At 70.1% G+C, this 16,831-nt stretch carries 17 protein-coding genes; 11 read left to right on the top strand and 6 right to left on the bottom strand.

Features of this window, described 5'->3' with window-relative positions; translation table 11 throughout:
* Window positions 1-3: 3 nt before the first annotated feature.
* The 3 genes from ACFP3H_RS23040 to ACFP3H_RS23030 all read right to left on the bottom strand — a co-directional run bounded on the left by ACFP3H_RS23040 (window position 4) and on the right by ACFP3H_RS23030 (window position 3,349).
* Window positions 4-1,323, bottom strand: coding sequence for a lytic transglycosylase domain-containing protein (locus ACFP3H_RS23040; RefSeq protein WP_378609106.1), 1,320 nt, complete (start codon window positions 1,321-1,323; stop codon window positions 4-6).
* Between the two features lie 140 nt (window positions 1,324-1,463).
* On the bottom strand, window positions 1,464-2,054 hold the full coding sequence (locus ACFP3H_RS23035; protein ID WP_378609105.1) for a DUF1003 domain-containing protein: 591 nt from the start codon (window positions 2,052-2,054) through the stop codon (window positions 1,464-1,466).
* Window positions 2,051-3,349 carry a magnesium transporter MgtE N-terminal domain-containing protein gene (locus ACFP3H_RS23030; RefSeq protein WP_378609104.1) on the bottom strand — a complete coding sequence of 433 codons (1,299 nt, stop codon included), beginning with the start codon at window positions 3,347-3,349 and terminating at the stop codon, window positions 2,051-2,053. Before ACFP3H_RS23030 ends, ACFP3H_RS23035 begins: the two co-directional genes overlap by 4 nt.
* 52 nt (window positions 3,350-3,401) lie before the next feature.
* On the opposite strand from ACFP3H_RS23030, the gene ACFP3H_RS23025 reads away from it, so the two are divergent.
* From ACFP3H_RS23025 to ACFP3H_RS23015, 3 genes are read left to right on the top strand one after another with little or no spacing between them, the layout of a single operon-like run.
* Window positions 3,402-4,331 carry an HpcH/HpaI aldolase/citrate lyase family protein gene (locus tag ACFP3H_RS23025; protein WP_378609103.1) on the top strand — a complete coding sequence of 310 codons (930 nt, stop codon included), beginning with the start codon at window positions 3,402-3,404 and terminating at the stop codon, window positions 4,329-4,331.
* 57 nt (window positions 4,332-4,388) lie between these two features.
* Window positions 4,389-4,883 carry a YflT domain-containing protein gene (locus tag ACFP3H_RS23020; RefSeq protein WP_378609102.1) on the top strand — a complete coding sequence of 165 codons (495 nt, stop codon included), beginning with the start codon at window positions 4,389-4,391 and terminating at the stop codon, window positions 4,881-4,883.
* Window positions 4,884-4,885: 2 nt separating this feature from the next.
* Window positions 4,886-5,467 carry a suppressor of fused domain protein gene (locus ACFP3H_RS23015; protein ID WP_378609101.1) on the top strand — a complete coding sequence of 194 codons (582 nt, stop codon included), beginning with the start codon at window positions 4,886-4,888 and terminating at the stop codon, window positions 5,465-5,467.
* Here the strand turns inward: ACFP3H_RS23015 and ACFP3H_RS23010 are convergent.
* Window positions 5,464-6,543: a magnesium and cobalt transport protein CorA gene (locus ACFP3H_RS23010; RefSeq protein ID WP_378609100.1), complete on the bottom strand. Its 1,080-nt coding sequence runs from the start codon at window positions 6,541-6,543 to the stop codon at window positions 5,464-5,466. The genes ACFP3H_RS23015 and ACFP3H_RS23010 overlap by 4 nt on opposite strands.
* A 68-nt stretch (window positions 6,544-6,611) precedes the next feature.
* On the opposite strand from ACFP3H_RS23010, the gene ACFP3H_RS23005 reads away from it, so the two are divergent.
* The 7 genes from ACFP3H_RS23005 (at window position 6,612) to ACFP3H_RS22975 (ending at window position 14,245) form a co-directional block, all read left to right on the top strand.
* Window positions 6,612-7,466, top strand: a complete 855-nt coding sequence (locus ACFP3H_RS23005) for a PHP domain-containing protein (RefSeq protein ID WP_378609099.1) — start codon at window positions 6,612-6,614, stop codon at window positions 7,464-7,466.
* Window positions 7,463-7,729: a hypothetical protein gene (locus tag ACFP3H_RS23000; RefSeq protein ID WP_378609098.1), complete on the top strand. Its 267-nt coding sequence runs from the start codon at window positions 7,463-7,465 to the stop codon at window positions 7,727-7,729. Before ACFP3H_RS23005 ends, ACFP3H_RS23000 begins: the two co-directional genes overlap by 4 nt.
* 50 nt (window positions 7,730-7,779) lie before the next feature.
* Window positions 7,780-9,336: an FAD-binding protein gene (locus ACFP3H_RS22995; RefSeq protein WP_378609097.1), complete on the top strand. Its 1,557-nt coding sequence runs from the start codon at window positions 7,780-7,782 to the stop codon at window positions 9,334-9,336.
* A gap of 391 nt (window positions 9,337-9,727) precedes the next feature.
* The gene (locus ACFP3H_RS22990) at window positions 9,728-10,948 is read left to right on the top strand and encodes an NAD(P)-dependent malic enzyme (protein WP_378609095.1); all 1,221 of its coding nucleotides are present in this window, start codon (window positions 9,728-9,730) and stop codon (window positions 10,946-10,948) included.
* Window positions 10,949-11,098: 150 nt separating this feature from the next.
* Window positions 11,099-11,818: a response regulator transcription factor gene (locus ACFP3H_RS22985; RefSeq protein ID WP_378609094.1), complete on the top strand. Its 720-nt coding sequence runs from the start codon at window positions 11,099-11,101 to the stop codon at window positions 11,816-11,818.
* Window positions 11,815-12,996, top strand: coding sequence for a sensor histidine kinase (locus ACFP3H_RS22980; protein ID WP_378609092.1), 1,182 nt, complete (start codon window positions 11,815-11,817; stop codon window positions 12,994-12,996). Before ACFP3H_RS22985 ends, ACFP3H_RS22980 begins: the two co-directional genes overlap by 4 nt.
* Before the next feature lie 175 nt (window positions 12,997-13,171).
* The gene (locus ACFP3H_RS22975) at window positions 13,172-14,245 is read left to right on the top strand and encodes a hypothetical protein (protein ID WP_378609090.1); all 1,074 of its coding nucleotides are present in this window, start codon (window positions 13,172-13,174) and stop codon (window positions 14,243-14,245) included.
* 455 nt (window positions 14,246-14,700) lie between these two features.
* On the opposite strand, the gene ACFP3H_RS22970 is transcribed toward ACFP3H_RS22975, so the two are convergent.
* Window positions 14,701-15,219 carry a hypothetical protein gene (locus tag ACFP3H_RS22970; protein ID WP_378609089.1) on the bottom strand — a complete coding sequence of 173 codons (519 nt, stop codon included), beginning with the start codon at window positions 15,217-15,219 and terminating at the stop codon, window positions 14,701-14,703.
* Between the two features lie 131 nt (window positions 15,220-15,350).
* On the opposite strand from ACFP3H_RS22970, the gene ACFP3H_RS22965 reads away from it, so the two are divergent.
* Entirely contained in the window at window positions 15,351-15,557 is a 207-nt protein-coding gene (locus tag ACFP3H_RS22965; RefSeq protein WP_378609087.1) for a hypothetical protein, read from the top strand.
* 290 nt (window positions 15,558-15,847) lie between these two features.
* Here ACFP3H_RS22965 and ACFP3H_RS22960 read toward each other — a convergent pair whose 3' ends face one another.
* Window positions 15,848-16,726 carry an ABC transporter substrate-binding protein gene (locus ACFP3H_RS22960; protein ID WP_378609567.1) on the bottom strand — a complete coding sequence of 293 codons (879 nt, stop codon included), beginning with the start codon at window positions 16,724-16,726 and terminating at the stop codon, window positions 15,848-15,850.
* Window positions 16,727-16,831 lie beyond the last annotated feature (105 nt).

Below are 16,831 nucleotides of genomic sequence, written 5' to 3'. Positions count from 1 at the left end.
TTTCTACGGAGCGGGTACGGGCGCGGGCGGCAACGGGATGACGATGCCGAAGGGCAGCGTGATGCCGGGCTGCGGCGTCGGCGCGGGCGCCGCGGGCTCGGCCGGTGCGGGCTCCTCGACCTGTGCCACACCGGGTTCGGGCGTCTTCTCCGGCTGCGCGGGCGCGGGCGCGGGCGTCTCGGCCTGCTCGGTGACGACCGGGGTGCACACCGCGGCCTGCTGCTCGGGCACGATCCGATCCGGCGGGTTGGCGCCGTAATTCAGCTCCACGGGCTTGTCGACCGGCTGCTGCGGCGCGAGCGGATTCGGCAGTGCCAGCGGCACCGTCTCGTTCACGCAGATCTCCGGCGGCGCCACCGGCGCGGGGCAGAAGATTCCGCACGGAATCGGCGGCAGGCCGGGCAGATTGATCATCACCTGCGTGGGCGTGGTGACCTTCGGCGTGCTCGGCGCGGGCGCCGCGGTGCTCGGCGTGGTGGTCGAGGCCGCCAGCACGTTCGGCGACGGCGCGCTGCCGGGCGCGACGAGCTGCGGGGAGATGGCGACCTGGCTCGGGGTGCCGCCGGTGCGGTACGCCGCCGACCAGCTCAGCACGTTGGCGGCGTAGGACATGGAGTTGTTGTAGCGCAGCACCGCTCGCAGTTCCTGGGCCGTCTCGCGCAGGTTCAGCCCACCCGAGCACAGGTACTTGGCCGCGGCCAGCGCCGCGTCGAAGACGTTGTGCGGATCGGCGGTGCCGTCGCCGTTGCCGTCGGCGGCGTAGTGCACCCAGGTGCTCGGCAGGAACTGCATGGGCCCCATCGCCCGCACGTAACCGCCGTCGGCGGAACGGATGACCTCGTTGTCGGGCAGGGTGCCGTCGAGCGCGGGGCCGAAGATCGGCGTGGTGGTGGTGCCCGCGGGATCGGTGCGACCGCTGCTGGCGTGGCCGGATTCGATGCGGCCGATGCCCGCCAGCAGGTTCCAGGTGAGCCCGCAGCCCGGCTGCGCGGTCTCCATCGCCAGCTCGGCGTTGCGGTAGGCGGCCAGCACGATCTCGGGGATGCCGAGCGCGCCGCTACCGGTGGGTAGCGAAATGCTGTGCAGCGGAACCGTGCCCGCGAACGGGGTGGGATTGGGCGAGAGGGCGCGCAGTCGACGCGGCGCCTCCTGGCTGACCGGCAGCAGGCCGACGATCTCGGACGGATCGGCTTCCGTGGAGTCGTCGGTGGTGCTGGCCGAGGCCGCCAGTAGGGCTTCGGGGGCGCTCGGCGCGGTGCTCGGGGTGCTGGTGTGCACCGCCGATCCCGAGGCGACGAGTCCTGCGACGACCAAAGCCGACATCGTTATCGGAGCAGAGATTCGCACAGCCACACCCAACCCTTTACCTCGAACGCGGCGGCACCGCTTCAGTCCCCTTCCGGCCCGCCCGGAACACGTGATCCAGGTTACCTACCGGTCAGGAAGTTGTTGAGCATTTCCGGTCACGCGTCTGGACTGCCCGGCGGAATCGGGTCGCCGGACCCGGTGTGACCGGAGGTTTTCTTGCGGACCGCTTTTCGTTTCTTGTCCGTCTTCGGCGCGCCGTCCGGGGTGGTGACCGCGTCGATCCGGTCGAGCACCTCCTTGATCTCCTCGAGTTCGCGGCGCAGGTAGTCGCGGGTGGCCACGTCGCCGACGGCCAGGCGCAGCGAGGCGAGTTCGCGGGCGAGGAATTCGGTGTCGGCCTTGGTCTGCGCGGCGCGGGTGCGGTCCTCCTCGAGGGAGACCTTGTCGCGGTTGTCCTGGCGGTTCTGGGCCAGCAGGATCAGCGGCGCGGCGTAGGCGGCCTGGGTGGAGAAGGCCAGGTTGAGCAGGATGAACGGGTAGGGGTCCCAGCGCAGCGACACCGCGAAGACGTTGAGCAGGATCCAGACCACCACGATCACCGTCTGGATGGCCAGATAGCGTCCGGTGCCCAGGAATCGGGCCACCCGCTCGCTGGCGCTGGCGAACGCGTCGGAGTCCCAGTCGATCCGCAGCCGCGAGCCGACGGGGGTCTCGAGCCGTTGCCGGGCGGGGTTCTTCTCACTCATGTCGGGCTCCCGTTCACGTCGACCTGCGTGAACGCGGGAGTCTCCTCCTCGCGCCAGTCCTCGGGCAGCAGGTGATCGAGGACGTCGTCGACGGTGACCGCGCCGAGCAGGTGGTTCTCGGCGTCGACCACCGGCCCGCACACCAGGTTGTAGGTGGCGAAGTAGCGGGTGACCGCCGAGAGCGGCAGGTCCACCGACAGCGGCGAGAGGTCGCTGTCGACGAGCCCGCCGACCAGATGCGCCGGTGGTTCGCGCAGTAGTGCCTGGATGTGCACGCAGCCGAGGTAGCGACCGGTGGGGGTCGCGGTGGGCGGGCGCACGACGAAGACCATCGAGGCCAGCGCGGGCGTCAGGTCGGGATCGCGCACGCGGGCCAGGGCTTCGGCCACGGTCGTGGCGGGGCCGAGCACGACCGGCTTGGTCGTCATCAGGCCGCCTGCGGTGTCGGGGGAGTGCGCGAGCAGGCGACGGACCGGCTCGGACTCCTCCGGATCCATCAGGGCCAGCAGCGATTCGGCTTCGCTCTCGGGCAGCTCGCCGAGCAGGTCGGCGGCGTCGTCGGGGTCCATGGCCTCGAGCACGTCGGCGGCGCGGCGCACCTCGAGGTGGCCGAGCAGGTCGACCTGGTCGTCGTCGGGCAGTTCCTGGACCACGTCGGCGAGGCGTTCGTCGTCGAGCGCGATCGCGACCTCCATGCGGCGCTTCTCCGGCAGTTCGCGCAACCGGTGCGCCACATCGGCCGCGCGCAGGCCCTCGAACTGGGCCAGCAGCGTGGTGACGCCCTGGCCGGGGCGATCCACGTCGTCGGGGGTCAGCCCGTCGACCTGCGACCAGTCCACGACGTGCACGGTGCGCCTGCGGCCCAGGCGGCGATGTCCGCGCACCGCCACCCTGGTGACGGTCCAGTCCCGCGTCCTGGTCTGCTCGATGCCCAGGTCGGCGACGTAGACATCGACATCGGCGAGGTCGGGCAGATCGGGATCGCGCACGCGCACCTGCGAATCCACGATCTGCGCCATCGCCAGCAGTTCGCCGGGGCGCTGGGCGAAGCGGCGCAGGCTCACCGTGCCGGTGTTGAGCGTGACCATGCCCGGCTCGATCGCGGTCACCCGCAGCATCGGCACGAAAATGCGGCGCCGGGTGAGCAATTCGACGACGAGGCCGTGTACACGCGGCGGTTGGCGGCCGTGCCGGACGGCGACGACCACGTCGCGAACCCGGCCGATAGACTCCCCGTCCGGACCCAGCACCGTCAGCCCGGCGAGTCGGGCGACGTACACCCTGGTGGTTGCCATGGCCATCAGGCTATCGGTCGGGCACGACCGTACAACTCAGGAGGCGCTTGCCATGAGGCCACGTCGTTCGGTGCTCGCCGTGCCGGGCAGCAACCCGAAGATGATCGCGAAGGCGAAGACCCTGCCGGTGGACGAGGTGTTCCTCGATCTGGAGGACGCGGTCGCGCCCGGCGCCAAACTCGCCGCGCGCGCCAATATCGTGGCCGCGCTCAACGAGCCAGGATGGGGTGCGCAGCTGCGGGTGGTGCGGGTCAACGACTGGTCGACCGAGTGGACCTTCGCCGATGTGATCAGCGTGGTCGAGGGCGCGGGTCGGTGGATCGACGCGATCCTGCTGCCGAAGGTGACCGACGCGGGTCAGGTGCGGGCGCTGGATCTGCTGCTGACCCAGTTGGAGAAGGCCAGCGGCCTCGAGGTCGGCGCGATCGGTATCGAACCGCAGCTGGAGAACGCCCTCGGCCTGCGCAATATCGACGAGATCGCCACCGCGAGTCCGCGCGTGCAGGCCCTGGTGTTCGGGCCCGCCGATTTCATGGCCAGTATCAATATGCGCACCCTGGTGGTCGGCGAACAGCCGGCGGGTTACGACGTGGGCGATGCCTACCACCACATCCTGATGACCATCCTGCTCACCGCCCGCGCCCACGGCCTCCAGGCGATCGACGGCCCCTACCTGCAAGTTCGCGATGTCGACGGGTTCCGGCGGGCGGCGGCCCGCACGGCCGCACTGGGTTTCGACGGTAAATGGGTGCTGCACCCCGGCCAGATCGACGCCGCCAACGAGATCTTCAGCCCGCGCCAGGCCGACTACGACCGCGCCGAGCTGATCTTGGAAAGCTACGCCTTCCACACCTCCGCGGCCGGTGGCGCGCGTGGTGCGGTGATGCTGGGGGATGAGATGATCGACGAGGCAAGCGCCAAAATGGCTCAGGTCGTGGCCGACAAGGGCCGCGCCGCCGGAATGACCAGAACCGCCCCGTGATCGGTCGGGCTGCGTTTCACTCCGGCACGGTCGGGCCAGGAATAGCAGAATAGGACTATGACGAATCCCTTGGGCAACTCGAACCGCGGGCGGCAGGCGTTGCCGACGCCGCCGTCGGGCTGGCCGGTCGGCTCGTATCCGACCTACGCCGAGGCACAGCGCGCGGTCGACTATCTGGCCGACGGGCAGTTCCCGGTGCAGGACGTGACCATCGTCGGTGTCGATCTGATGCAGGTCGAGCGGGTGCTGTACCGGCTCACCTGGGGCAAGGTCATCGGCGGCGGCGTGGTGTCGGGCGCGTGGCTCGGTCTGTTCCTCGGTCTGCTGCTGAGCCTGTTCACCACCACCGGCGGCGCGATCGGCCCGCTGGTCGTGGGTCTGCTCGGCGGCATCGTGTTCGGCGTGATCACCACCTCGATCCCGTACGCGGCCACCAAGGGCCAGCGCGATTTCGCCTCGACCATGCAGTTGGTGGCGGGCCGTTACGACGTGCTGTGCGATCCGAAGTCCGCCGAACGAGCCCGCGATTCGCTGGCCCGATTGGCCCTGTAGCGATGGACGTGCTCGACACTGTCCGCACCGCGGTCCTCGACCACTTCGATGTCGAACGCGCGCAAGTGGATTCGGCCTCGCTCACCTTCCTCGGCCTCGAACCCGTGGAGATCCTGCGAATTCCCGGCGACGGCGCGGTGCACTACGCCACCCTCGGCGGCTCACGCCATCCCATGGGCGACCCGTCCGATCTGCTGGCCGACCCGGTTCGCGGGCCGCGCGCCGAACTGGTGCTGACGCTGCTGATGGGCGCCGAAGCCCAAGTCGGCGTGGCCAAGTCGCTCGGGGTGCTGGTGGCCTCGCCGTCGGTGGAAGGCGTTGTGCTGCAACCCGACGCGCTGCTCGATCTCGGTGAACCGTTGTGGCGCAACGCGATGTTCACCGCCGTTCTGCTCGGCGAGTCCGAGATCGCCCCGGTGCCGCTGCCCGATCCGGCCGAGCCGGTGCGCTACCTCAGCGTCACCCCGGTGACCGCCACCGAGGCCGCCTGGGTGCGGGTGCGCGGCGCCCAAGCCCTGCGTGACGCCTGGTCCGAAGCGGGCATCGACGTGCGCGATCCCGCCCGCGGCGCGGTGAACCTCTAGAGCCACCCGTTGCGCCGGAAACTGCGCAGCAGCCACAGGCACAGCACGATCATCACCACCAGCGTCGCCGGATACCCCCACCACTGGTGCAGGATCCACATCTGGTCGAAGTTCATGCCGTAGATGCCGGCGATGAGCGTGGGGACCGCGGCCATCGCGGCGTAGGCGGAGATCTTGCGCATGTCGGTGTTCTGCTGGACGCTGATCTTGGCCAGGGCCGCGTTGACCAGGCCGCTGAGCGCGTCGTCGAAGTAGCCGATGTGGTCGGACACGCTCGCCTCGTGATCGGAGACATCGCGCAGGTAGCGCCGGATCTCCTGCGGCACCGGCAGATCCTTGTCGCGCACCAGCCGGTCCAGCGGAATCATCAACGGCGCCACCGCCCGTCGCAGTTCCACCACTTCGCGTTTGAGCTGATAGATCGAGCCGATGCCGACCTTGGAACTGGGCGTGAACACCGCCTCCTCCATCTCGTCGATATCGCCGCTGATGGATTCGGTGACATCGACGTAGGTGTCGACCACGTGGTCGGCCACGGCGTGCAGCACCGCGGTGGGGCCGTAGCGCAGCCGGTCAGGGTGCTGCTCGAGTTCGTGGCGGACCTCGGCGAGGCGGGTGTGTTCGCCGTGACGGACGGTGATGGCGAAGCGTGTTCCGGTGAACACCATCATCTCGCCGGTTTCGACGATCTCACTGATCGAGTCGACGTCGTGGTCGAGGTAGCAGACCGTGCGCATCACCAGGAACATGGTGTCGCCGTAGCGGTCGAGTTTGGGCCGCTGCTTGCCCTGCACCGCGTCCTCCACCGCGAGCGGGTGCAGGTCGAAGATCGAGCCGATGTCGTTCATCTGCGCTTCGTCGGGGTCGTGCAGACCGATCCAGACGAAGCCGTCGTCGGTCTTCTCGGCTTCGGTGAGCGCCTCTTTCGGTGTGAAATGCCCTGGTACGCGCTTGCCGTCGGTGTAGACACCGCAATCCACGATCGCGCGCGCCGTGGGCACGGGCACCTTCGGGTGCGGTGGTGTGCTGTTCTCGCGAGACGATGACTTCTTCGGCATGGAGGACACCGAGCGCATCCTACGGACACTCACCCGCCTCGCCGGTGAACGCGCGGGAGCCGAGACAGCACTGTAAGACTGAGGGTGTGCGCATCGATCTGCATACCCATTCCACCGCCTCCGACGGCACCGACACCCCGGCCGAGCTGGTGCGCCATGCCGGTGCGGCCGGGCTCGACGTCGTGGCGATCACCGATCACGACACCACTGGCGGGTGGGCCGAGGCCGAGGCCGCGCGCCCCGCCGGGCTCACGTTGGTGCGTGGCATGGAGATGTCGTGCACGGGCATGGGCGAGGACGGGTTCCCGGTGCCGGTGCACCTGCTCGCGTACCTGTTCGACCCCACCGATGCCGGATTCGCCGCCGAGCGCGAGCGGTTGCGCGCCGAGCGGGTGGCCAGGGTGCGCGCGATGGCGGTGAAGATGGCCGCCGACGGCCTGCCCATCGATCCCGAGGCCGTGATGGCGACCGCCGGTCCGGCCGTTGGTCGTCCCCATCTGGCCCAGGCGCTGGTGGCCGCCGGGGTGATCGAGAGCGTGAGCGCCGCGTTCGCGGATCTGCTCGCCCCGCACGGGCCCTACTACGCCGAGAAGGTCGACACCCCGCTGGCCACGGCCGTGCGGTTGATCGCCGACGCGGGCGGGGTCAGCGTGATCGCCCACGCCCGCGCGCGCACCAGGGGCCGCCTGCTCGCCCTCGACGAGATCAGGTCGCTGGCCGAGCTGGGCCTGGGCGGACTCGAGGTCGCTCATCCCGACCACAACGACGCGGATCGCCTCGTCCTGACCGAGCTCGCGCGCGAACTCGGTCTCGTGCGCACCGGTTCCTCGGACTATCACGGCACCAACAAGACCATCGAGATCGGCGCGTGCGGCACCGACCCCGACCAGTACGAGGCGCTCATCGACAAGGCGAGCGGGACCCCGGTGATCGCCCCGTGACCCTGGTGCGTGGCCTCAGCGGCGTGGTCGCGGGCGGGGTGGTGGTGCTGCTGTGCGTGGTGCTCGGCGCCGCGGTGCTCGGCGCGCGCCGCGACTTCCCCGGACCCGGCGTGGAATCGCTGAGCTGGCATGTCGTGGCCGCGGTGGTGGCGGTGACCGCGCAGGTGTTCGCCGATCGTCGTCGCGGTATCGCGGCGTTGGCGGGCTCGGCGGTCGTGATGATCACGGCTGGTGTATTGCTTTGGACACAATGGTGGGGTTGACGGCCGCGTAATGGTTGCGGAGGGGTGAACTGTGCCCGAATATCTCCCTTATGACCAGCATCGAAACGGATGTTCTGATCCTCGGCGGCGGCCCCGCCGGGCTCTGGGCAGCCGTCTCGGCCGCGGCGGCCGGGGCGCGGGTGGTCCTGGTCGACAAGGGCCGCTGCGGGTCCTCCGGCCCGACGGTCTACGGGACCACCGTGCTCTGGGACATCCCGCCCGGTCCCGAACGCGGCGACGCGGTCGAGCGGGCGTTCGCGCGCGGCGGTGAGCTGGGGGATCGGGCCTGGTTGCACCGGGTGATCGAGGAGACCCACCAGCGGCTACAGACCTGGTCGGGCACCCGACACCGCGTGCCAGACCCCACCGGTGACCCGGTGCGCGTGCACTTCGACGGGGCCAGCTACCTGCGCCGACTGCGGCGCGGCGCGCTGGAGGCGGGCGTTCGGATCCTCGATCATCACCCGGCGCTGCAACTGCTCGTCGACCCGACCGGCACGGTCGTCGGCGCGGCGGGCATCCAGCACCACAACAAGTTTCGCCCGTGGTCGATCCGGGCCGGCGCGGTCGTGGTCGCGACCGGCGGGTGCGCGTTCCTGTCCGGTGGCGCGGGCACCGAGGTGAGTACCGGCGAGGGCCTGCTGATGGCCGCCGAGGCCGGCGCCGAACTGTGCGGGATGGAGTTCTCCAGCGCCTACGGGCTGGCCCCGGTGCTGTCGCGGGTGCAGCCGCACCCCACCGTCGCGCCCGGTCTCGCGGTGCATTTCGCGACCCTCTACGACGAGGCGGGCAACGAACTGCCCGACCGCTACCCGGCCGCGCTCACCGCCATCGCCGACGGCCGCCGCGTCTTCGCCGCCCTGCACGAGGTGCCCGACACCGTCCGGCACTGGCTGAGTCGACACGGCGCGATCGACGCCGCCGGGCGGGTTCCGGTGCGCGCGGTGCTGGAGGGCACCGTGCGCGGCGCGGGCGGGTTGGCGCTGGCCGCCCCCGACTGCTCGACGACCCTGCGCGGGCTGTTCGGGGCCGGCGATGTGACCGGTCGACAGGTCGTCGTCGGCGCGGCGGGCGCGCGCGACGGACTCGACGGCGCGTGGGCGCTGGCTTCGGGTTCGTGGGCGGGCCGTGGCGCGGCCGCGTTCGCCGTCGCCAACGAACGCGCCAGCAGCGCGCGGGCGGTGCCGGGCGCCGGGCTCGGCCCGCACGCCCACATCGACCCGCGTTCGATCGTCGGGCTCGTCCAGGAACACACCCTGCCGCTACGGCGCAGCTACCGCCGCAGCGCGGGCAGCCTGGCCGACAGCATCGCCGAACTGGACTCGATGTGGCCCGGCGCGCAGTTCGATCTCGGCGGCCTCGGCGTGCAGCAGTTGCGCGCGCGCCAGGCCGCGGCGCTGCTCGCGGTCGCCCGCTGGGCCGGGTACAGCGCCCTCACCCGCACCGAGAGTCGGGGCATCCACCGCCGCATCGACCATCCCGACGCGCACGTCGACTGGCGCGTCCGGCTGCGCTGTGGTGGGCTCGACGAGGTGTGGGTGCGCCGCGAACCGGGGCCCGAACCGCTCGGCGGCGAGCTCACCGCGGCCACCTCGGTCACGGTGTGAGAGTTCACCGAATGTTCCCCGTCAGCTGCGAGTTTTCGCTTACGCCGCGGCAATTCGGCCCCGCTACGCTCGAACCGTGACGCGGTTTTGTAATCCACCTACCGTGCTGGCAGAATGTTACGGATTCCCTTCCCTTGCCACCGCCGGGTTCGGGGACATGGTGACCTATCCGCCGTGCGACGCACCGTCGCCGCGATGGTCGACCCGTTTCGCTCGCCCGGACGCACCCGTCCGGCTCCGCCCGGCGGATCAGCTGCCGCGCCACGCTCACCGGTTCTCCGGCGAAACGCGTGCTGTCGCGCCCCCGATGAGCGTCATATGAACCCGTAGTTCCGATATACCCGGCGGTAACCGTCCCCCGGTTGAGCCCGACTCGAGCAGGAGTGAAATCGTGTCACCTGTGACTGACGCACCGAATGCCACCGCGGCGCCCAAGGCCGATGACGCAGCGAGCCTCGCTGCCATCACCAACGACGAGATCTTCGCGGGCCACCTCGGCGGCAAGCTGTCGGTCGAGCTGGCCGCGCCGCTCGAGACCCAGCGCGATCTGTCCATCGCCTACACCCCCGGTGTCGCCCAGGTCAGCCGGGCCATCGCCGAGGACGCCGCGCTCACCAAGCGCTACACCTGGACCGACCGCCTCGTGGTCGTGGTCAGCGACGGCACCGCCGTGCTGGGCCTGGGCGACATCGGCCCGCGCGCCTCGCTGCCGGTGATGGAGGGCAAGGCCGCGCTGTTCAAGAAGTTCGCGGGCCTGAACTCGATCCCGCTGGTGCTCGACACCACCGACCCCGACGAGATCGTCCAGACCCTGATCCACCTGCGCCCGAGCTTCGGCGCGGTGAACCTGGAAGACATCTCCGCCCCGCGCTGCTTCGAGATCGAGCGTCGCGTCATCGAGGCGCTGGACTGCCCGGTCATGCACGACGACCAGCACGGCACCGCCATCGTGGTGCTGGCCGCCCTCAAGGGCGCGGCCGCGGTGCAGGGCCGGGACATGACCGCGCTCAAGGTCGTCGTCTCCGGCGCCGGTGCGGCCGGGGTGGCGTGCGCGAACATCCTGCTCGCCGCGGGCATCCCCGACGTGGTCGTGCTCGACTCGAAGGGCATCGTCAGCGCGGGTCGCGACGGTCTCAACGGTGTGAAGGCCGACCTGGCCGCCCGTTCCAACCCGCGTGGCGTCACCGGTGGTCCGGCCGACGCGCTGGCCGGTGCCGATGTGTTCCTCGGCCTGTCCGCGGGCACCGTGCCCGAGGAGCTCATCGCCTCGATGGCGCCGGAGTCGATCGTGTTCGCGATGTCGAACCCGGACCCGGAGATCCACCCCGACGTGGCCGCCAAGTACGCCGCCATCGTCGCCACGGGTCGCAGCGACTTCCCGAACCAGATCAACAATGTGCTCGCCTTCCCCGGCGTGTTCAAGGGCGCGCTCGATGCCGGCGCCCGTCGCATCACCGAGGGCATGAAGGTCGCCGCCGCCGACGCCATCTTCGGCGTGGTCGCCGGTGAGCTCGCGGTCGACAAGATCATCCCGAGCCCGCTCGATCCGCGCGTGGCCCCCGCCGTGGCCGAGGCCGTGGCGGACGCGGCGCGCGCCGAGGGCGTCGCCTAGTTCGCTTCTCTCGACAGCGCCCCCGTTCCTCTCGGAGCGGGGGCGCTGTCGTTTCCGACGCGAATCGATAAACCGCACAACCGGTTTCGTTTCACCCCTGGTAGACGGCATACATTGCCGGGTGCGGTGACACCGTGTATCGATCTATGTATGAAACTGCGTCGCATCTTCACCATGGCGGGCATCGCGGTCACCGAGCTACCCGGTGAGTTCGCCCAGCCGGGCGAGGTCCGCCGCATCGGCTACGTCGAGGACCATCAGGCCACCGCGGTCGGCCTGGCCGCCGTGCTGAGCGACCAGCCCGACCTCACCGTCGCCGCGATCGCGCCCACCGTGCCCGAACTCCTCGCCGCGCAACCACGTTTCGACCTGGTGATCCTCGACCTGCGCCTGGCCGACGGCTCGAGCCCGCGCGCCAATGTCGAACTGTTGCGCGAAGCCGGTTGCGACGCACTGGTCTACACCACCGGCGAGCGCCGCGACCTGGTGCGCTCGGCGGCCAGAGCCGGAGTGCTCGGCGTGGCCCTGAAATCGGATCCGATCGAGCAGACCATCGCGATGGTGCGCGCGGCCGCCACCGGTCGACCGGTGGTCACCGCCTCCTGGGCCTCGGCCATCGACTCCGACCCCGAACTCGAATCCTTCGACCTCCCACCGCGCCAACGCCAGGTCCTCGAGCTGTACGCCAACGGCGAGACCGCCGAAGCCGTGGCCCGCAATCTCGAGCTGTCGGTCTACACGGTCAACGACTACCTCGGCCGCATCCGCCGCAAATACGCCGAGGCCGGGCGCCCGGTCCGGTCCCGAGTCGACCTGTACCGGGAGGCGGAGAAAGACGGCTTCCTGAAGAACCTGCGACCACGACGGTGACGCGATTGATCGTGCCGCTGCCGGATTCGACGGCGTACCCGCGCATTCTGCGCGGGGCCACGATCTTCGTCGGGTCCGGTGGGTTCGCCTACGGGGTGATCAACGCCTGGTCGGCGGCCGCGCAGTCGGTGACCGTGGCGTCGTGGTGGACCCCCTTCGCCTTCGGCGCGGTGTTCGCGCCCTATGTGGTGATGGTCGTGGCGGCGGCGAGGGCCCGGTTCGACCTGGTGAAGGCGGCGGCGGTCGCGGCCACCGTGGGATACCTGGCGGCGGTGGCGAGTTGGCCGCTGCTGCGAACCGGGGTACTGCTGCCGGTCCACGAGACGCTGTGGATCGTGATGCTGCCCGGCCTGCCACCGCTGGCGCTGGCGCTGTTCTGGCGGTACCTGCCGTTCGTGGCACTGTTGGCGACCTCGGTGCTCGCCCAACTCGATTCACGCCTGGCCCGGCCCGTCCCGGAGCAGAACCTCTTCGCCCTGGATCTGCTGTTCTCGCTGGCCTATTCGGCGCTACCCGGCGCGGCGTGCGTGATGCTGATCCACATCGCGCACACCCTCGACGCCTCCCAGGACGCCGCCGTCGCGACCGCGTCGGCGACGGCCTCGGCGCGGGCGCGCGACTTCGAACGCCGCCGCTGGGACGAACTCACCCACGACGGCGTGATCGCCACCCTCATCGCCGCCGCCAAGACGGCCAACGGCCCGGTGCTCGCCGCCGACGCGGCCAAGACCCTGGCCAATATCGACCTGTTGCGCGCGCCGAGGACCACCGTCGGGGCGATGACGGTGGGCGAGGTCGCGACCTCGGTACGGGCCGTCGCCGTCGACATCGACGACAGCGTCACCGTCTCCGTCGAGGCGAGCCACACCACGGTGACCACGGTTCCCGGCGCGGTCAACACGGCGCTGTGCGCGGCGGTGGCCGAGGCCCTGCGCAACTGGCAGCGCCACGCCGGTCCTTCGGAGTGCACGGTATCGATGGTGGCGGCGGGCCCGCAGTTGTCGGTGTGCGTGGCCGACGACGGCGTCGGATTCGACCCGAACGCGGTCTCGCGACGCCGACTCGGCCTGCGCGCCAGCATCACCCGTCGGATGACCGACCAGCCGGGCGGGTGGGCGCTGATCGACTCGACACCGGGGCACGGCTGCACGGTCACTGTCGGTTGGCGGGCTCGATGAGACAGGGCCGCAATGCGATTCGCGATGTGCTCGGCCGGTCGGGTGGTGGGTCGCGGATCGCTGCGGGCTGCACGGTGACGGTCAATGGGGGAGGCTCGGTGATCCAGGGCGGCAATGACATTCGTGACGTGCTCGATCAGTCGGGCCGCATGGCCACTGCCGGTGAGGAGGCCCGGTGAACCAGGGCCGCAACGATATTCGCGACGTGCTCGGCCTGCGGACAGCGCAGGCCAAACTGCTCGCCGGGTTCTTCACCGTGACGATCCTGTCGATGGTGGCCCTGTCGTATGAGGGCCTGAGCACTGTGTGGCTGTCGGTGCTCGGCGCGCTGATCATCCTCACCGCGGGGCTGTGCATCATTGCGGCGCCCGGTGATCCGCTGCCGACCCGGTGGGCGATGTTGCTGGCGGGTGCCGCGCCCGTCGGCACCGCGCTGGCGATCACCCAGCTGCCCGTGCCGATCGTGAACACCACCCAGCTGTGGTTCATCGGCGCCACCTCGGCCTACTTGAACTTCCTGTGTGTGCGCGGTGCGGCGGTGTGGGCGTGGGCGGCCACCCTCACGACCATGGGGGTGTGCGCGTGGTGGTTCGCGCGTACCGGGCAGGGGATCTCCACGGGCGTGATCACGGCGGCGGTGAACGTCGCGCCACTGGCGATGGCCACCGTGTTCGCCCGCACCGTGCGCCCGGTCGCCCACACCATCCTCGACCTGCGCGACCGCACCACCCAGCAAACAGCCATGGCCGCCGCCACCACCGCCGCCCAACGCGAACGCGACCTGCGCCTGGCCCACCTCGACTCGGCCGCGCGCCCCCTGCTCACCGCCATCGCCTCCGGCCGCCCCCTCACCCCCGCCGAACAGGCCGAATGCCGGCTCATCGAAGCCGAACTGCGCGACAGCATCCTCGGCGGCTGCCTGGTCGACGACGCGGTCAACGCCGCCGCCCGCCGCGCCCGCCACCGCGGCATCACCGTCACCCTCGACGACGGCGGCGCCCTGGACTCCGCCGACCCCACCCTCATCCACCGCGTCCGCCACCACCTCTGTCAGGCCCTCGACACCATGACCACCGGCGAAATCACCGCCCGAGTCCTGCCCACCGGCCGCGACCACCTCGTCGCCATCCTCATCCGCGGCCCCGTCGAACATCGCATCCTCGTCGACACCACCGGCACCTTCACCACGATTCCACCCACGCTCACCCACCCTGCGGAGTCGCCGCGATCGGTGGGGTCACCGGTTTAGAGGCCCGGGTCGACTGCACCGGGCCCACACCAGTCGGAGGCGGAGCCGTTCAGAAGGTCAGGTTCTTCGTCGCCGAGGCCCGCATCGTCGGAAGCGAGACCGTTCAGAAGGCGACGGCGCGGCAAGGCTTTCCGTCACGGGGCCCGCATCGTTGGAGGCGGAGCCGTTCAGAAGGTCAGGTTCTCCGTCGCCGGGGCCCGCACCGTCGGAGGTGAAACCGTTCAGAAAGCGATGGCACGGCAAGGTTCTCCGTCGCCGGGCCCATCTCGTCGGCGGTGGAGGCGTTCCGAACACCACGCGGCCCGCCACCGGCATCGTCGCAGACGCGGGCGTTCCGAAGGTGGCCACGCGGCCCGGTTCCTGTCTCGGGTGCCGGCGACCGCGCGGCCCGATTTCCCTGTGCGAAAAGGTGATTCGTGCACCACGCGGTCGCGAACCGAAAGCCGACTACCGCACTACGGGCAGCGGACCGTGTACTCCCACGCGGTGCTGTTGGGCCCGGTGACGCGGACGGTGACCGAGGTGGCCGAGCCCGCGGGGACGCTGACCCGCGCGGAGCCGGTGCCCTGGTTGGTGTCGTCGCCGACGTAGCCGGTGTCGTGGATCTGGGCGCCCTGGTAGAAGACCTGGATGCGGTCGGGGATGTCGAAGGTCTCGTAGACCAGCACGAACGAGGTCGGCCCCGAGACCCCGAGCACGTGGTTGGTGTTGGTGACGCCCGCGCCGCCGGACTGGGTGGAGTTGTTGCACTGCTGGGTGCCGCCTGCCCCGCCACCCCCGCCGCCGCCCCCACTGCTGCCCGAGCTGCTGCCGTCGATGATCACATCGGCCAGCCCGCTACCCGCGTCGATCACCGCGCTACCGGTGTCGGCACTGCCGGTCTGCGCGGCCGCCACACCGTGCACCGCGCTCGTGGCCAACCCCGCCGCCGCGACCGCGACCACCAGTTTCCGAACACTGAGATTCCTGCTCACAACACTCCCTCATCAGTAGTTTCCCGAAAACATTCACCACAACGCTATTTCGGCGGGCGACCGCGCGATATCCGCTCTTCGACCGACACACAGCTCGGGGCCCGAACTGTCGGGTCCGGGATACTCGACCGATGACGACGATCTCTGTAGAACTGCCCGACGAAGTGCACGCGCAACTGACCGCCACGGCAGAAGCCGAAGGCGTGTCGGTGAACATCGCGGTGGTAGCCGCAGTACAGGGCTGGCTCCACGCCCAGACCCAGCGCGCCAACGACCGAGCCAGAATGCAGGCCGTCCTCGCCACCGACCCAGCCCTGCGCGACCTACTCGGCGAATAAGCGCACCCACCTCGACCAGCCAGCCCGAGTACCCGAACGCGGTCACCGTCACCGAAGCCATCGTTCTGCTCGGACGCGCGACCGGAACCAAGTACCACGAATTCTGGTCCTGCTCGATCAGCCTGCTCGATGACACAGTGATCGACAGATCCCGTCTGCACGGCCATCGGCAGCTGACCGACGCCTACTTGCCAAATAGACGCGCACCAGGCGCTGACGCGGCTGATGTCCACCTTGGCGATCTATCGCGAGGACGACGAACCGATCTGCCGGTAGAAGGACAGATCGGGTCAAGCGATAGGGGAGTTGAGTCCCTGGGCGGTGATCCAGGCGAGGGCGGCGGCTTTCGGGTCGATCTTGGCTTCGCCGGAGACCGCGGTGTTCAGGGAGATCAGTTCGGTGGTGGTCAGTTCGGCCGAGACCGCGTCGAGCACGGCCACGGCCTTGTCGGATTTCTTGGCGGAGTTGAACAGGGGAACCACGTTCTGGGCCGCGAAGTTGTGTTCGGGGTCGGTGAGGACGACCAGATCGTGCTCGGCGATCGCGGGGGAGGTGGTGACGATGTCGGCCGCGGTTACCCGGCCGTCGACCAGTGCGCGCACGGTCGCCGGGCCGTCGGGGGTCGCTACGAAGGCGGTGTCGCTGATGTCGAGGCCGTAGGTCTTGCGTAATCCCGGTAGGCCGCCGGGGCGTTGCGCGAATTCGGCGGGCGCGGCGAACTTCAGCTCCTTGGAGTGTGGGGCGAGGTCGGCGATCGAGGTCAGCTTCCATCGGTCGGCGGTGGCGCGGGTGACGACCACCGCGTCGGAGTCGGTGCCGGGGGCCGGGGTCGCGATGGCGAGGTCGTCGCCGAGGGCGCTGGTGAGGGCGGCGTTGACGTCCGGCGCGGTGGTGGCTGTGGCGTCGGTGTCGAGGTATTGCAGCAGGTTGCCGGTGTATTCGGGGATCAGTGAGATGGCGCAGCGGCGCAGGGCGGGGATGTAGGTTTCGCGGTTGCCGATGTCGAATTCGGTGTCGACTTTGAAGCCGTTGACCCGCAGTACCTCGGTGTAGATGTTGGCGACGGTTTCCGAGGCCGGGAAGTTGCCGGAGCCGACGATCAGCGCGTCGCTGGCGCAATCGCCCCTGGCGGCCAGTGAGTCGGTGTTGGCGCAGGCGGCCACGACCATGGCCGCGGCCAGCGCCACCGCGGCGGCGAGCACCCGGCCCGCCCGGATCGCGAGGCGGCGGGCCGGTCGACGGTATTGCGATGACGGGGAGGTGAACGCGATTTT

The sequence above is a fragment of the Nocardia lasii genome (assembly GCF_042658545.1).
GTDB lineage: Bacteria > Actinomycetota > Actinomycetes > Mycobacteriales > Mycobacteriaceae > Nocardia > Nocardia lasii.
This window is presented reverse-complemented; position numbering and strand designations above follow the sequence as displayed.

Excerpts from the sequence above, each read along its gene's own strand:
- ACFP3H_RS22960 (WP_378609567.1), bottom strand. The coding sequence starts at position 16,726 with ATGGTCGTGGCCGCCTGCGCCAACACCGACTCACTGGCCGCCAGGGGC.
- ACFP3H_RS22995 (WP_378609097.1), top strand. The coding sequence starts at position 7,780 with ATGACCAGCATCGAAACGGATGTTCTGATCCTCGGCGGCGGCCCCGCC.
- ACFP3H_RS23020 (WP_378609102.1), top strand. The coding sequence starts at position 4,389 with ATGACGAATCCCTTGGGCAACTCGAACCGCGGGCGGCAGGCGTTGCCG.
- ACFP3H_RS22965 (WP_378609087.1), top strand. The coding sequence starts at position 15,351 with ATGACGACGATCTCTGTAGAACTGCCCGACGAAGTGCACGCGCAACTG.
- ACFP3H_RS22985 (WP_378609094.1), top strand. The coding sequence starts at position 11,099 with ATGAAACTGCGTCGCATCTTCACCATGGCGGGCATCGCGGTCACCGAG.
- ACFP3H_RS23025 (WP_378609103.1), top strand. The coding sequence starts at position 3,402 with ATGAGGCCACGTCGTTCGGTGCTCGCCGTGCCGGGCAGCAACCCGAAG.
- ACFP3H_RS23035 (WP_378609105.1), bottom strand. The coding sequence starts at position 2,054 with ATGAGTGAGAAGAACCCCGCCCGGCAACGGCTCGAGACCCCCGTCGGC.
- ACFP3H_RS23010 (WP_378609100.1), bottom strand. The coding sequence starts at position 6,543 with ATGCGCTCGGTGTCCTCCATGCCGAAGAAGTCATCGTCTCGCGAGAAC.
- ACFP3H_RS23015 (WP_378609101.1), top strand. The coding sequence starts at position 4,886 with ATGGACGTGCTCGACACTGTCCGCACCGCGGTCCTCGACCACTTCGAT.
- ACFP3H_RS23040 (WP_378609106.1), bottom strand. The coding sequence starts at position 1,323 with ATGTCGGCTTTGGTCGTCGCAGGACTCGTCGCCTCGGGATCGGCGGTG.
- ACFP3H_RS23030 (WP_378609104.1), bottom strand. The coding sequence starts at position 3,349 with ATGGCAACCACCAGGGTGTACGTCGCCCGACTCGCCGGGCTGACGGTG.